Annotated in this window: 11 protein-coding genes; 3 read left to right on the top strand and 8 right to left on the bottom strand. The window is 67.5% G+C overall.

The features are described from left to right. Window positions 1–52 precede the first annotated feature (52 nt). From ACFQPG_RS03575 to ACFQPG_RS03550, 6 genes are all read right to left on the bottom strand, one after another. Entirely contained in the window at window positions 53–991 is a 939-nt protein-coding gene (locus ACFQPG_RS03575) for a ketopantoate reductase family protein (RefSeq protein ID WP_380810365.1), read from the bottom strand. Window positions 992–995: 4 nt separating this feature from the next. Further along, a complete protein-coding gene (locus ACFQPG_RS03570; RefSeq protein ID WP_380810363.1) occupies window positions 996–2297 on the bottom strand; it encodes a M20/M25/M40 family metallo-hydrolase in 1302 nt (433 codons plus the stop codon). A gap of 11 nt (window positions 2298–2308) precedes the next feature. Then, complete coding sequence (fahA, locus tag ACFQPG_RS03565; RefSeq protein ID WP_380810361.1) at window positions 2309–3598, bottom strand: fumarylacetoacetase; 1290 nt, start codon at window positions 3596–3598, stop codon at window positions 2309–2311. Next, a complete protein-coding gene (gene hmgA / locus ACFQPG_RS03560; RefSeq protein WP_380810360.1) occupies window positions 3595–4887 on the bottom strand; it encodes a homogentisate 1,2-dioxygenase in 1293 nt (430 codons plus the stop codon). The genes fahA and hmgA overlap by 4 nt, the downstream gene beginning before the upstream one ends. 83 nt (window positions 4888–4970) lie before the next feature. After that, window positions 4971–5195 carry a hypothetical protein gene (locus ACFQPG_RS03555; protein WP_380810358.1) on the bottom strand — a complete coding sequence of 75 codons (225 nt, stop codon included), beginning with the start codon at window positions 5193–5195 and terminating at the stop codon, window positions 4971–4973. A 70-nt stretch (window positions 5196–5265) separates the two neighbouring features. Next, on the bottom strand, window positions 5266–5562 hold the full coding sequence (locus ACFQPG_RS03550; protein WP_380810357.1) for a KTSC domain-containing protein: 297 nt from the start codon (window positions 5560–5562) through the stop codon (window positions 5266–5268). A gap of 155 nt (window positions 5563–5717) precedes the next feature. Here ACFQPG_RS03550 and ACFQPG_RS03545 point away from each other — a divergent pair, with 155 nt between their 5' ends. From ACFQPG_RS03545 to ACFQPG_RS03535, 3 genes are all read left to right on the top strand, one after another. After that, window positions 5718–6944 carry a hypothetical protein gene (locus tag ACFQPG_RS03545; RefSeq protein WP_380810354.1) on the top strand — a complete coding sequence of 409 codons (1227 nt, stop codon included), beginning with the start codon at window positions 5718–5720 and terminating at the stop codon, window positions 6942–6944. Between the two features lie 92 nt (window positions 6945–7036). Next, entirely contained in the window at window positions 7037–11692 is a 4656-nt protein-coding gene (locus tag ACFQPG_RS03540) for an NAD-glutamate dehydrogenase (protein WP_380810353.1), read from the top strand. Continuing rightward, window positions 11692–12552 (top strand): RimK family alpha-L-glutamate ligase, encoded by an 861-nt coding sequence (locus ACFQPG_RS03535; protein WP_380810351.1) that lies wholly within the window; start codon window positions 11692–11694, stop codon window positions 12550–12552. The genes ACFQPG_RS03540 and ACFQPG_RS03535 overlap by 1 nt, the downstream gene beginning before the upstream one ends. On the opposite strand, the gene ACFQPG_RS03530 is transcribed toward ACFQPG_RS03535, so the two are convergent. Both ACFQPG_RS03530 and phbB read right to left on the bottom strand, forming a co-directional pair. Next, entirely contained in the window at window positions 12526–12771 is a 246-nt protein-coding gene (locus tag ACFQPG_RS03530) for a ribbon-helix-helix domain-containing protein (protein ID WP_380810349.1), read from the bottom strand. The genes ACFQPG_RS03535 and ACFQPG_RS03530 overlap by 27 nt on opposite strands. Window positions 12772–12906: 135 nt before the next feature. Further along, complete coding sequence (gene phbB, locus ACFQPG_RS03525) at window positions 12907–13629, bottom strand: acetoacetyl-CoA reductase (protein WP_380810347.1); 723 nt, start codon at window positions 13627–13629, stop codon at window positions 12907–12909. Window positions 13630–13637 lie beyond the last annotated feature (8 nt).

The raw sequence follows: 13637 nt of genomic DNA, 5'->3' as shown, positions 1-13637 counted from the left end.
TGCCGAGAGTCGCGGAATTAACCTTTTGGGTTAGTTGTAGGACAGGAAAAAGTTACTGGCGGGAAGAGTCGAGCAGCCGGATCATGCCGTAGAGCGCATCGATCGAGGGACAGGGGATGCCGTTCCGATGCGCGATCTCGCGCGGTGCGCCGACCAGCGCCTCCGCTTCCAGCGGCCGGCCGGCCTCCACATCCTGGAGCATGCTGGTCTTGAACGCGCCGAGCTTGGCGGTGACCCCCATGCGATCCACGCCACTTTCCGTGATGGGGCAGCCGATGGCGGCGCCGATCGCAGCGGCCTCTGCCATCGCCGAGAGGATGAACGGCTTCAGCCCGGCTTCGCCAAGCAGCCGGTCCGCGGTGACGCGGGTCAGTGCCGACAGCGGGTTGATTGTCATGTTACCCCACAATTTGTACCAGATTGCCTTGCGGATCTCGACGCTGGCCTCCGCCGGAATGCCGGCGTCCGCAAACAGCGAAACGAGTTCTTGAACGCGCTCTGATGGCCCGCCGCCCGGCTCCCCCAGCAGCAGCCGATCGGCGCGGACGACCTCGACCGCGGCAGCACCGACCCGCTTGCAGGCGGCATGGACAACCGCTCCCATCACCTGCGGCATCGGCAACGCGGCGGCGACCCGACCATCCGGGTCGACCGCGGCAAGTGGCCGGTCGACGAACCACCATGGTACGCCGTTCTGCAGCGGCAGGATCAACGTGGCCGGTCCGACCCACGGCTGAACCATCTCGGCGACATCCGCCAGTGCCATTGCCTTGGTCGCGATTATCACCAGATCCCGCGGCGGTCCGGCGGCAGTGTCCGACGCCTCAACCCCGAACTGCCGGTCGGTGCCGCCCTCGCGCAGTGACAGTCCCGATCTCAAGGCCTCCAAGGTCGCCCCGCGGGCAAGGCAGGTCACCTGATGGCCAGCGAGCGCCAGCCGGGCCGCCAGCCAGCCTCCAATCGCGCCCACTCCGGCGACGCCGACCCGCATCGCGCTAGCGCTTCTCGCGCGCGACACGGCTCATGAGGATGGCGGCCCGGGTCGCCTGCCGCTCGATGGAGGGGATGTCGACCCGCTCCTCCGGCGTATGGTCGCCGCTGCTGGCCGGGCCGAGGCCGACCAGTCCGTCGACATCGCGGGCGACGAAGCTGATGTCGCCCGCGCCCCGCTTGACCGGGTCTAGCGGCGGCATCTCGGGCAGGCCAAGGTCGGCATTGACGCCGTTCAGCTTGGCCAGCAGCGCCATGTTGCCTGCCGTCGGGGCCATCGGCGGATAGCCGTCCTCGAACTGGATCTCCGCCTTGAGCGTGCCCGGCAAGCTGTTCTGCGCGACGATGGCGCGCATCCGCCCCTGCACTCGATCGATCTGTTCGGGGGAGAGGGCACGAAGGTCACCTCGCGCGATCGCGACCGGCGGGATGATGTTGGGCTTGCCGGTCGCTTCGGCGCGGACCTTGCCGGCGTCGAGCACAGCACTGGTTCCGCCGGCAATCAGGCCGACGTTGAAGGTCAGCTTGTCCTCGGGCAGCTCGCGGCGGAAGGCATCTATGATCCGTGTCAGCTCGTAAATCGCGCCATGGCCCGACGCGCCGAACACCCCGCTCGAGTGGGCGCTGCGTGCGGTGACGGTCAGCAGCCAGTCCCCCGAACTCCGCCGGGCGATCGATCCCATGTCGCGCCCGTCATCGCGAGCCAGACCCTCGAAGTCGAGCGCGACGTCGGCTCGCTTGCCAGCCGCGATCAGGTCGCGCCGGGCAAGCGCCTGGGGCGAGCCGGCATCCTCTTCGTCGCCGGTCAGCACGACCTGGATGTTGGCGCCCTTCAGCGTTCCGGCGGCCTCCATCGCGCGAAGGGCCGCGACGACCACGGCGATCCCGCCCTTGTTGTCGGCGGCTCCGGGGCCGTGTCCCTTGTCACCCTCCCGGGTCCAGCGCTGGAACGGCGAGTCCGGCTCGAACACCGTGTCGAGATGGCCGATCAGCAGCAGCCGCTTGCGGTCTGGCCGGCCCTTGCGGGTGGCGATCAGGTGCCCGGCGCGACCGGTCTCGGCAAGCGGGATCCAGCGGACGGCGAACCCGAGCGGTTCGAGTTCGGCGCGGACGAGGCGCGCGACCGCTTCGACGCCGGCGATGTTCTGGGTGCCGCTGTTCTGGTTCACCATCCGCTCGAGCAAGGCGAGGGTGCGACCCTGTTCGGCGGCGACGGTGACCTGGATTCGCTGTTCGGACGGGGTGAGCTTGGCGGCGGCGGGGCTGGCGATGAGAAGCGCGGCGATCGTCATCGTCACCCGGGACATGACCGCTTGCTTCACGTACTCACCCCCACGATCATTCCGCGGCATTCTCCGAAGCCGATACCAACCGCGCCCTCCGCGTCGGCCCGGGCGGTCAGGACCAGCTCGTCGCCGTCCTCCAGGAAGCTGCGGGTCTCGCCGCTCGGCAGGGTGATCGGCTGCTTCCCACCGCGGCTGATCTCCAGCAGCGAGCCGAGCCCATCGTCGCTGTCGGTCGATAGGGTGCCGGTGCCAATCAGGTCGCCGGGCTGGAGGTTGCAGCCATTGCTGCTGTGATGGGTGACGATCTGTGCCGCGGTCCAGTACATGGCGGCGGACGCCTCGCCGCGGCTGAGGCGGTGCGGCGGCTGGCCGGCCTCGCGCATCCGCTCGCTCGACAGGCTCGCCTCCAGCGACAGCCCCAGCGCGGGCTGCGGGTCCTCATCGCGCAGATAGTCGAGCGGTTGCGGATCGTCCTCAGGACGAGGCGGCTGCGCGCGGCGGAACGGCAGCAGCGCGTCGGCGGTGACCACCCACGGCGACACGCTGGTCAGGAAGTTCTTCGCCAGGAAAGGCCCGAGCGGCTGATATTCCCACGCCTGGAGGTCGCGAGCCGACCAGTCGTTGAGCAGGCAATAGCCGGCGATATGGTCGCCCGCTTCGCCGATCGGGATCGGATCGCCCAGCCGGTTGCCGCGCCCAATCCACATGCCGAGCTCCAGCTCATAGTCGAGGCGACGGCTGGGGCCGTATTCGGGCACCACCGCCTCGGGCGGCTTGCGCTGCCCCTGCGGACGGATGACGGGCTCGCCCGACACGCGCACGCTGCTGGCGCGGCCATGGTAGCCGATGGGGACATATTTGTAGTTGGGCAGCAGCGGCTGGTCAGGGCGGAACTGGCGACCGACGTTGGTGGCATGGTGGATGCCGACGTAGAAGTCGGTGTAGTCGCCTACGATGCACGGCAGGTGCATGGTCGCTTCCGACTGGCCGATCAGGCACAGGTCGAGATCGTTCTGGTAACGCTCGTCGCTGAGCAGTTCGGACAGCCGCTGGCGAAGCTGGCCGTGGGCTGCGGGACCGCGCGCCAGCCAGGCGTTCAGCACCGGGTGGGCGAGGTCCTCGCGCCATTCCTCGTCGAGGAAGTCCTCGGCGGCGGTCAGGTCCAGGATGAAGTCGCCGATCGCAACCCCGATGCGGCGGCTGGTCCCGTCAGCGGAGAAGACACCAAGCGGCAGGTTCTGGACCGGAAAGTCGCGGTGGCCGTTGGCGCTTTCGACCCAGCTGGTGCGGCGTGGATCATGAGTCTCGTCGAGGCCGCTCACGGGAGCTTGGCCTTGGGAAAGTCGGCCCAGGCGAGATCATAGTCGCTCTGCGCCCGGCCGAGCGCCTCGGCCGTCACCCGGAATGGCCAGCAGCTTTCGACCATGAATGCCAAAGTCCCCTCGATCTTGACCGGCTTCAATTCCGCCTCCGATGCCTTGCGCCAGCTTTCGACGTCGGGGCCGTGCCCGCTCATCATGTTGTGCAAGGACAAGCCACCGGGCGCGAAGCCCTCCGCCTTGGCGTCATAGTCGCCTGAGATCAGCCCCATGCATTCGCTCATCACGTTGCGGTGGAACCAGGGCGGGCGGAAGGTGTCCTCGCCGACCATCCAACGCGGCGGGAAGATGACGAAGTCGACGTTGGCGCGGCCGGGGGTCTCGCTGGGCGAGGTCAGAACGGTGAAGATGCTGGGGTCGGGGTGGTCGAAGCTCACCGTGCCGATCGTGTTGAAGCGGGACAGATCGTAGCGCCACGGAGCAAGGTTGCCGTGCCACGCAACGACGTCGAGTGGGGAGTGGTCCAGCGTCGTGGTCCACAGGGAGCCGAGATATTTCTGGATGACCTCGAAGGGTTCATCGCGGTCCTCGAACCAGGCTACCGGCGTTTCGAAGTCGCGCGGGTTGGCAAGCCCGTTGGCGCCGATCGGGCCGAGGTCCGGCAAGCGGAACGGCGCGCCATAGTTCTCGACGAGGTAGCCCGTGGCCCTGCCCTCCGGCAGCCGGACTCGGAAGCGAATGCCGCGCGGGACCAGGGCGATCTGTCCCGGTCCGATCTCCAGGCGACCAAGCTCGCTGAGGATGTCCAGCCGCCCACCTTGGGGGACGATCAGCAGCTCACCGTCCGCATCGACGAACACCCGCCGCTCCATGTCGCGGTTGGCGGAGTAGAGGTGGACCGCGACGCCTTCGAGGTGGGCAGGGTCGCGGTTGGCCACCATCGTCACCAGCCCGTCGACGAAGTCCGTGCCCTCCGGCGCTGCGGGCAGTGGGTCCCAGCGCAGGCGATTGGGAGCCAGCGGCTCCGTCGCGCTGTCCGCCGTGAAGCGCGGTGCGCCCGCGTAACGGGTGAACGGCCGATGGTCGGCGGTAGGCCGCATCCGGTACAGCCAGCTGCGCTTGTTCTCGTGGCGGGGAGCAGTGAAGGCGCTGCCCGAGACCTGTTCGGTGTAGAGCCCGAAAGCCGGGCGCTGCGGGCTGTTGCGGCCTTGCGGCAAGGCGCCGGGCACTGCCTCGGTTGCGAAATGACCGCCAAAGCCGGTCAGGTAGGTCGGCGTCGCGTTGCTGAGCATGGCCCCGCCTTAGTCCCCCGCGGGCCGAGTGAAAACCCGGCCGCGCCTCTCGGCACGGCCGGGTCCCCGCCCGTTAGAGGCGGTTAGTTGATGTTCACGTCGATCTTGTCGGGAACGCTGATCTCGGTGGTGTCGCCGCCACCGAAGCCGAGCTGCTCGCGGAACAGGAACAGCAGCGCCAGGATCGCGATGATCAGCAGCACGATTGCCAGCACGCCGCCGCTGCCACGATCGCCGCCGGTATCGATGACGGTGGTCGTGCGCTCAACCGTTTCGCGGTCCCGGCCGTCGTTCAGATCGTCTACCATATCACTCTCTCCCTGTTTTGCTGCCGTAACGAACGCGAGGCGGGGACTCAGGTTCCGAGCAATGCCCCGGTCAGTCGTTCGCTGCCCGGCGATGGGATTCGAGCGAGCGGCGCAAGCGATCTCGCAGCGGCTCTGCCGAAGGGCGCCGCCGTCTTGGTGGCACGGGCTCGTCCTTCAGCGGATGACAGTCGAACCGCCCCTTGATCTCTTGGTTGAAGAACACACCCTTCGACGAGGCTTGTGCGAAGCCGTGAGCGACCGCGGGCGGAACGGACAGGTAGAGATAACGCCTGCCGCTCTCGAAACAGAGTTCGAGCGCGCATGTCTCCGGCCAGTAGCGCGCACCGCGGATCAGGGACGAGGCCATGGCGCAACAACGCATCGGCCGTGTCGCGGATTCAGCGACGCGGCCGACCTGCGATGGACGGAGTCAGGGGCGAGTCCAGTCGAACATGCTTAACACTTTGGTAACGCGCGGAACCGCATTACCCTGCCGACGTGGAGCAAAGTGGGGCAGCTTCGATGGATTTTCACGGTGGCGATCAGGCGCCGGTCGAGGACGGCAGCGAGGCGGTAGCCGCCGACACGACGATCGCCATCGGCGGCGACGAGCGGCGCATGCATGTTCGCGCCTACAATTACTGGACTTCCCTGCTTGAGGGGAGAGACTATCCTTCGATCGAGGACCTTGATCCTGGCAACATCGAGGATTTCGCCTCTAACAGCGTGCTGCTCGACTTCACCGCCGACCCCCATAATCCGGCGACCGCTTATATAGGTGCGGCGATCCGCGAGGAGTGTGAGCTTGGGCCCGAGATCCAGACCATCTCCCAGGTGCCCAGCCGGTCGCTGCTGTCGCGCCTGACCGACCATTATCTGCAGATCATCGCCAACCGCGCTCCGATCGGCTTCGAAGCCGAGTTCATGAACCAGCGCGGGCTGGAAATCTGCTACCGCGGCATCCTGATGCCCTTCTCGTCGGACGGCGACACGATCGACTTCATCTATGGCGTGATCAACTGGAAGGCTTCGGAGCGGCAGAGTGCGGCTTCCCTGCCAGCGCTGGAACTGTCGCCCGCCGACGCCCACCCGGCGTGGGAAGACGGTCCGCTTCACGATGGCGAGAATGAGGGCGAGAACGAACCGTTGATCGCCCTCGACGAGGATGCCGGCCTGGCCGACCGGCTATGCGCGGCGCGGGAAACAGCGGAAATCTGCAAGGCCGCGGACGGACGAAGCCGGGCAGCCCTCTATCGCGCCCTGTCGATGGCCTACGATTTCTCGGTCGCCACACGGCGCGTGCCCGAAGAATATCTCGAGATTCTGGAAGATGCCGGGGTCAAGGCCCAGGCCCGCGCTCCGATGACCCCGATCGTCAAGTTGGTCTTCGGCGCCGATTACGACAAGACCCGCCTGACCGAGTTCGCCGCGGCGCTGGCCCATGCCGAGCGGTGCAAGGTCGATTTCGAAGGCTTCCTCCCGTTCGTCGAGCAGCAGCCGGGCGGCCTCAAGGGCCTGGTCGCTGCGGAGCGCGAAGCCCGCCGGCCTGCCGCCAAGCCCGACACAAGGCTGGAGCGCGGCCGGGAGCGGCTCCGCTCGTCCGCACCGCGCCCCCTGGGCGCTCTGGCCGGCAATGGCGAATTCGCTTTGGTGCTGGTGCGCCGCAGTTCCGACGGAACGGTCGAGCCGGTGTCCGCGGTCGAAGACATGACCATGCTGGAGAAAGCCATTCGCCGCGCCGGGGTTTGAGAACGTGCTCCGCGACATCGCGGGTTGTCCCCTGTTGGAGCCCAAGGCTATAGGCCGCGCCAATCCCTCCGAATTGGCAAAGCGAGAGCAAGATGTCGGTAGACCAGCGTGCGGCGCAATCCCTCGAAGGAGCGCTGAGCGACGCGCTGACGCGGGGCGCGCTTCCTGGCGAAACCGCTGGCTTCTCCGCCGAGGAACAGGCCGAGGCCGCGGCCTTCCTGCTTGAAGCCGCGGCCGAGCGGAAGCCCGGCGAGCCGATCGTCCGCTTGAAGTCACGGGGCGGCGGCGAGGTGGGCAACCGCCGGATGCAGATCGCGGTAGTCAACGAGGACATGCCGTTCCTGGTCGACAGCGTGTCCAATGCCATCGCTGCCCGTCAGTTGACGATTCATCGCCTGCTCCATCCGGTGGTCTGCGTCACTCGGGATGCGGGCGGCCGGCTACAATCGGTGGAGCCGCTGTGCAGCGACGCGGCTCGGCGGGAGTCGATCATGTTCATCGAGCTGGATCGCGCCGACGCTCGCACCCGCCAGGACCTGATCGCCGATCTCCGCCGGGTGCTTGACGACGTTCGGCTTGCGGTGACCGACTGGCTGCCTCTTCAGGCCAGGATGCGCGCCGACGCGGAGGCGATCGCCGGAACGGAAGGCGCCGAGCTGATGCGCTGGTTTGCCGACGGGGCGATGACCCTGCTCGGCTATGAAGTCGAGCGGCCCGGCGCGGCCCCGTCCGAGACGCTGGGCATCTTCAGCATTCCGGGCGCACCGACCGATGAGGGTGGGGCGCTGGGCGCGATGCGCTACTTCGAGGCGGGGGGCGAGGTTCCGCTGCTGGCCAAGGCTGACCGCAAGTCGACCGTCCACCGCCGCGTGCCCATGGACCTGGTCGTGGTCCCGATCCGAGACGGCGAGACGGTTACCGGCATCGGCGTCTACGCCGGGCTGTGGACGAGCCAGGCGCTGATCCATCCGGCCGAAGAGGTCCCGGTGCTGCGCCAGCGCCTCGAGGCCCTCGACCGCGACTTCGGCTTCGATCCCAAGGGTCATTCCGGCAAGGCCCTGCGCCACGCGGTGAGCTCGCTGCCGCGCGACCTGCTCATCAACCTCGGGCTCGACTCGGTGCGCGAACTGGTGCTGACGGCGATGTCGCTGGCCGACCGTCCCCGTCCCGCCTTGGTGCTGGTCCGCAGCATCCTCAAGGGCCACGTGTTCGCCTTCGTCTGGCTGCCGCGCGAGAACCTGACCACGCAGCGCCGGATCCAGATCGGCGCCATGCTGGAAGCGGCAATCGGCCGCGGGATCACCAGCTGGTCGGTAGAGACCGGCGAGGGGGAACTCGCCCTCCTCCGCTACACCCTGTACGTCGATGCGGCATCGTCCCTTCCGGACACCGGGATGCTGAACGGGCGGCTCCACGCCATGGTGCGCGGCTGGCAGCCCTCGGTCGAGGAAGCCTTGGCGGCAAGGGTCGGCTCGGCCCGTGCGACCCGGCTCGGGATCACCTTTCCCGAGCATGTCTTCCCTGCCAATTATCAGAATGCCACCGACCCGGCGGAAGCCGCGGAGGACATCCTTCGGCTGACCCGGCTGGATGGCGACAGCAGCCGCGATGTCCGCCTGTTCCGGCGCGCTTCCGACCCGTCCTGCCGCCTGCACCTGAAGCTCTACCGCAAGGGCGGCATCATCCCGCTGTCCGAAGCGGTCCCGGTGCTGGAGAATTTCGGTCTGCGCGTGCTGGACGAGGTTCCGACCGAGCTGGACAGCGGAACGCTTGGACACATCCACGATTTCGGGGTCGAGCTTCCGGCCGGGTCGGACGTCGAGGGGATCCTGGCGCGGATCGAGACGGTCGAGCGCGCCATCGCGGAGGTGCTCGACGGGGTCGCGGAAAACGATGCGTTCAACCAGCTGGTGCTGCTCGCCGGCCTGGAACCGCAGCCGGTGGTGTGGCTTCGCGCCTGGTTCCGCTACCTCCGCCAGACTGGAGTCGCCTTCAGCCTTGCCACGGTGGTCGATGCGCTGCGCCGAGCCCCGGCTGCCAGCCGAGCGCTGATCGACGGCTTCATCGCCGCCCACGGCGCGGGTGATGCGGGCACTCGCCCGGCCCTGGTCGCACAGCATGGCAAGGCGTTGGACCAGGCGCTGCTGAGCGTGCAGAGCATTGAGGACGATCGAATCCTCCGCCTGTTCCGAGCGGTGGTGCGCGCAACCCTGCGCACCAACGCCTTTGCTCCGGCGGCGGCTGAGGCGCTGGCGTTCAAGCTCGATCCCACCAAGGTGCCGGGACTGCCCGCACCCATCCCCTACCGCGAGATCTGGGTCTATTCACCCCGGGTCGAGGGCATCCACCTGCGCGGCGGCCCTGTCGCCCGCGGGGGGCTCCGCTGGTCCGACCGCCGGGACGACTTCCGCACCGAGATCCTGGGCCTGATGAAGGCGCAGTTGGTCAAGAATGCGGTGATTGTGCCGACCGGCGCCAAGGGCGGCTTTTATCCCAAGCAGCTGCCGAGCCCGGCGGTCGACCGGGACGCGTGGCTGGCCGAAGGTACGGAAAGCTACCGCATATTCATCCGCTCCTTGCTGTCGGTCACCGACAACATTGTCGACGACAAGGTGGTCCATCCGACCGGCGTGGTGATCCACGACGGTGACGATCCCTACTTCGTGGTCGCCGCCGACAAGGGCACCGCGACCTTCTCCGATGTCGCCAACGCGATCGCCCTGGAGCGTGGCTTCTGGCTCGGCGACGCGTTCGCGTCCGGCGGCTCAAACGGCTACGACCACAAGGCGATGGGCATCACCGCCAAAGGCGCATGGGTGTCGGTCCAGCGCCACTTCCTGGAGATGGGCATCGACGTCCAGACCCAGCCGGTCCAGGTGGTCGGCTGCGGCGACATGTCGGGCGACGTGTTCGGCAACGGCATGCTTCTGAGCCAGGCGCTGAAGCTGGTCGCCGCCTTCGACCACCGGCACATCTTCATCGATCCCGACCCCGCCCCGGCGGCAAGCTGGGCCGAGCGCAAGCGGCTGTTCGACCTGCCGCGCTCCAGTTGGGACGACTATGACCGCTCCGTTCTGTCACCCGGCGCGATGATCGTTCCGCGCACCCAGAAGCAGATCGACCTTACGCCCGAGGCGCGCGCCGCGCTTGGAATCGAAGCCGAGACCATCGATCCCACCACGCTGATCAACGCCATCCTCAAGGCGCCGGTGGACCTCATCTGGTTCGGCGGCATCGGAACCTATGTGAAGGCGTCCACCCAGGCCAACAGCGCAGTCGGCGATCCGGCCAACGACGTGCTTCGCGTCGACGCTCGCGATCTTCGCGCCAAGGTGCTTGGCGAAGGCGCCAACCTCGCCATCACCCAGGCGGCGCGGATCGAGTTCAGCGAGCTTGGCGGCCGCTGCAACACCGACTTCATCGACAATTCGGCCGGCGTCGATTGTTCGGACAACGAGGTCAACATCAAGATCCCGCTGAACCGTGAGATGCGCGAAGGCCGGCTGACGCTCGAAAACCGCAACACCCTGCTCGCGCAAATGACCGACGAGGTCGCGCATCTCGTTCTCGAGGACAATCGCCTTCAGACGCTGGCGCTGTCGGTCGCGGAGCTCGGAGGATCTGCGTCGGTTCCAAGCCAGGTTCGAACGCTGGAGCTTCTGGAAGCCTCCGGGCGGCTCGATCGACGGGTGGAGGGGCTTGAAAGCAGCGAGACATTGCTCCGCCGCGTGTCCGACAGCCGCGGGCTGACCCGACCCGAGCTGGCGGTGCTTCTGAGCCTGTCCAAGCTCAGCCTGCAGGACGCCGCCGAGGCCCTGTGCCTTGCCGACGATCCCCTGCTCGACGAGCAATTGCTGGCCGCTTTCCCGGCGCCAATGCGGCAGGCGCATGCCGACGCGATCCGGGCCCATCGCCTTCGGCACGAGATCCTGGCAACCAAGATCGCCAACCGCTTCGTCAACCGGCTCGGCCCCAGTGTCGCGCTCGACATGACCGAGGAAGAAGGCGCTGCGCTCGGCCAGGTGGTAGTCGCCTTCCTTGTGGCGGAGCGGCTGCTGCAGCTCGGTAAATTGTGGAAGCGGATCGACGAAGCGGACGTGTCCGAAGCCGTCCGGCTGGAGCTGTTCGCCCTCTCCGGGCAGAGCATCCGGGCGCATATCGCTGATATCCTCCGCGCCGGTGGCGGCGAGACCAGCGTCAGCAAGCTGATCGAACTGCTCGAGCCGGGCCTTACCAAGGTCAACGCAGCGGCTCGCGGGATCATCCGCGAGGAGGTTCGTCACGAGGCCGAGGTCCGCAAGGAGCGGCTGCTGGCGATGGGCGCGAGCCCGGAGATCACCCGTGGATTGGTCAAGCTGTACGAGTTGGACGGCGTGTTCGGGATCGCCGCGTTGGCTGCCCGCCGCGATGTTGACGAGCTGTCCCTGACCCAGGCCTATGTCCGCCTCGGCGAAGCGCTCGGGCTCGACTGGGCGCAGGGCCAAGTGGTGCGCTTCCAGCCGATCGACCAGTGGGAGCGGCTGCTAGTCTCCGGCCTGGCGCGAGATTTCGAGCAGCTGCGGCTCGATTGGATGGCGCGCTCCCGCGGCGATGATCCGGAGGCCTCCGTCGACCGCTGGGTCGAACGGCAGGCCCCGCGGATCGAGCAGTTCCGCCGCCTAGTCGGCCGCGCCCGCTCCGGCGGTAACATCACGGTCCCGATGCTCGCCCAGATCGCTAACCAGGCCCGTATCCTGCTGTCGCGCTGATGCACCTGTGCATCCTGATCCCGGACCCCGCTTACCCGGAGCCGTTTGCCTGGGCGTTCCACGTCGAGGCGGAGGCGCTTCGCGAGGCTGGGGCCGAGGTGACCGCCCGACCATGGACCCAGCCGGGCGACCTGACGCCATTCGACCTGGTCCTGCCGCTAGTCGCCTGGGGCTACCACCTCCGATTCACAGACTGGCTGGCGCTGCTCGACCGGCTCGAGGCGGAGCGGGTGCGGGTCGTGAATCCGGTGCCGCTGCTCCGGTGGAACAGCGACAAGGCCTATCTGACCGAGCTTGGAGCGAGCGGCGTGCCGACGGTGCCGACGCTTGCGGTGGACCACCTCAACGAAGCTGCGCTGACCGCGGCGCACGGCGTCTTCGCCAGCGACGAGCTGGTGATCAAGCCGCCGGTCTCCGCAAGCGCCTGGGGCACCTTTCGCCTAGGCAGGGGGGACCCGGTGCCGGAGGAGGTATTCGGCGACCGCATGCTGATCCAGCCGTGGCTCGGCTCGGTGACGACCGACGGCGAATATTCCCTGTTCGTGTTCGGCGGAGAAGTCAGCCACGCCGTGGTGAAACGGCCCAAGGCCGGCGACTTTCGTGTCCAGCCGGACCATGGCGGAACCAGCGTCGCGTGCGAGGCCCCGGAGGGTGCGGTGGAGCTGGCCCGCGCCGCGCTCGAGGCTGCCCCGGCGGAGGCGGCCTATGCCCGGGTCGACATGCTGCGCGGCAACGACGGCGCGCTGCAGATCATCGAACTGGAACTGATCGAGCCGGCATTGTTCCTGCACAACGTGCCGGAAGCCAAGGGCCGGTTCGCGGCTGCGATCCTGTCAGCCGCCGAGCGCGCGTCCGAATAGCCACTGCCGCAGCGCGGAGGTCAGGTTCGGCGGCTCGCGTACCGTCATCCGCGCTTCGTCGATCTCCGCCACTAGGGCATTGACTGGCTGGTGGGCGTCCCGCGCGGCAATCTCCAGCGCTTTCCAGAAGATGGGTTCCAGGCTGATCGATGTCGGGTGACCGGCGATCAGGACGCTGCGCTTGACCGGCGGCGAGTAGGTGACGCTTTCCTCTTCCAAGACCAACTCCGCTTACATGCGCCGCGAAATGGATTCGCGGCCTCCGCCCTGTCCGCCGAACGCAGGCCGTCCATGTCTCGACCATTCTACGCGCAACTCAGCAGTGCGTTGCATTTCAGCGCCGCACCGGCTGGCTCAATACATGTGCTGGCCGCCGTTGATCGACAGGGTCGATCCGGTAACAAAACCGGCATTCTCGTCGACCAGGAAGGCAACACCGCGCGCAATCTCGTCCGCCCGGCCCAGGCGGTTGACCGGAATGCGCGCCACGATCTTGCCCAGCACATCCTCGGGCACCGCCGCCACCATGTCGGTGTCGATATAGCCCGGAGCGATGGCGTTGACCGTCACCCCGTTGCGCGCGCCTTCCTGTGCCAGCGCCTTGGTGAAGCCATGGATGCCCGACTTGGCGGCGGCGTAGTTGACCTGCCCGTATTGCCCAGCCTGGCCGTTGATGGAGCCGATATTGACGATTCGCCCGTAGCCCCGCGACTGCATGCCTTCGAACACCGCTTTCGCCATGTTGAAGCAGCCGCCGAGGTTGGTGTCGATGACATCCTGCCACTTCTGGTGGTCCATGCGCTTCATCGTGGTGTCGCGCGTGATGCCGGCATTGTTGACCAGCACGTCGACGGGCCCGAGCTCCGCCTCGACCTGCTTCACCCCTTGCTGGCAGGCCTCATAGTCGGACACGTCCCACTTGTACGCCTTGATCCCGGTCCGTTCGGAGAACTCACGCGCGCGCTCGTCATTGCCGGCGTAATTCGCCGCCACCGTCATGCCCATCTGCTGCAGAGCGACGCTGATCGCCTCACCGATCCCGCGGGTTCCACCGGTGACGATTGCTACCCGTGCCATGGCTCTGT

The sequence above is a fragment of the Sphingomonas sp. GCM10030256 genome (assembly GCF_042666415.1).
Lineage (GTDB): Bacteria > Pseudomonadota > Alphaproteobacteria > Sphingomonadales > Sphingomonadaceae > Sphingomicrobium.
Note: the sequence above shows the minus strand (reverse complement) of the source record. Positions and strands in the feature narration are given on the sequence as shown.

What these genes read in the sequence shown, in the direction of transcription:
- hmgA (WP_380810360.1), bottom strand. Translation starts at nt 4,887, where the DNA reads ATGCTCAGCAACGCGACGCCGACCTACCTGACCGGCTTTGGCGGTCAT.
- ACFQPG_RS03550 (WP_380810357.1), bottom strand. Translation starts at nt 5,562, where the DNA reads ATGGCCTCGTCCCTGATCCGCGGTGCGCGCTACTGGCCGGAGACATGC.
- ACFQPG_RS03555 (WP_380810358.1), bottom strand. Translation starts at nt 5,195, where the DNA reads ATGGTAGACGATCTGAACGACGGCCGGGACCGCGAAACGGTTGAGCGC.
- phbB (WP_380810347.1), bottom strand. Translation starts at nt 13,629, where the DNA reads ATGGCACGGGTAGCAATCGTCACCGGTGGAACCCGCGGGATCGGTGAG.
- ACFQPG_RS03535 (WP_380810351.1), top strand. Translation starts at nt 11,692, where the DNA reads ATGCACCTGTGCATCCTGATCCCGGACCCCGCTTACCCGGAGCCGTTT.
- ACFQPG_RS03540 (WP_380810353.1), top strand. Translation starts at nt 7,037, where the DNA reads ATGTCGGTAGACCAGCGTGCGGCGCAATCCCTCGAAGGAGCGCTGAGC.
- ACFQPG_RS03545 (WP_380810354.1), top strand. Translation starts at nt 5,718, where the DNA reads ATGGATTTTCACGGTGGCGATCAGGCGCCGGTCGAGGACGGCAGCGAG.
- ACFQPG_RS03570 (WP_380810363.1), bottom strand. Translation starts at nt 2,297, where the DNA reads ATGTCCCGGGTGACGATGACGATCGCCGCGCTTCTCATCGCCAGCCCC.
- ACFQPG_RS03575 (WP_380810365.1), bottom strand. Translation starts at nt 991, where the DNA reads ATGCGGGTCGGCGTCGCCGGAGTGGGCGCGATTGGAGGCTGGCTGGCG.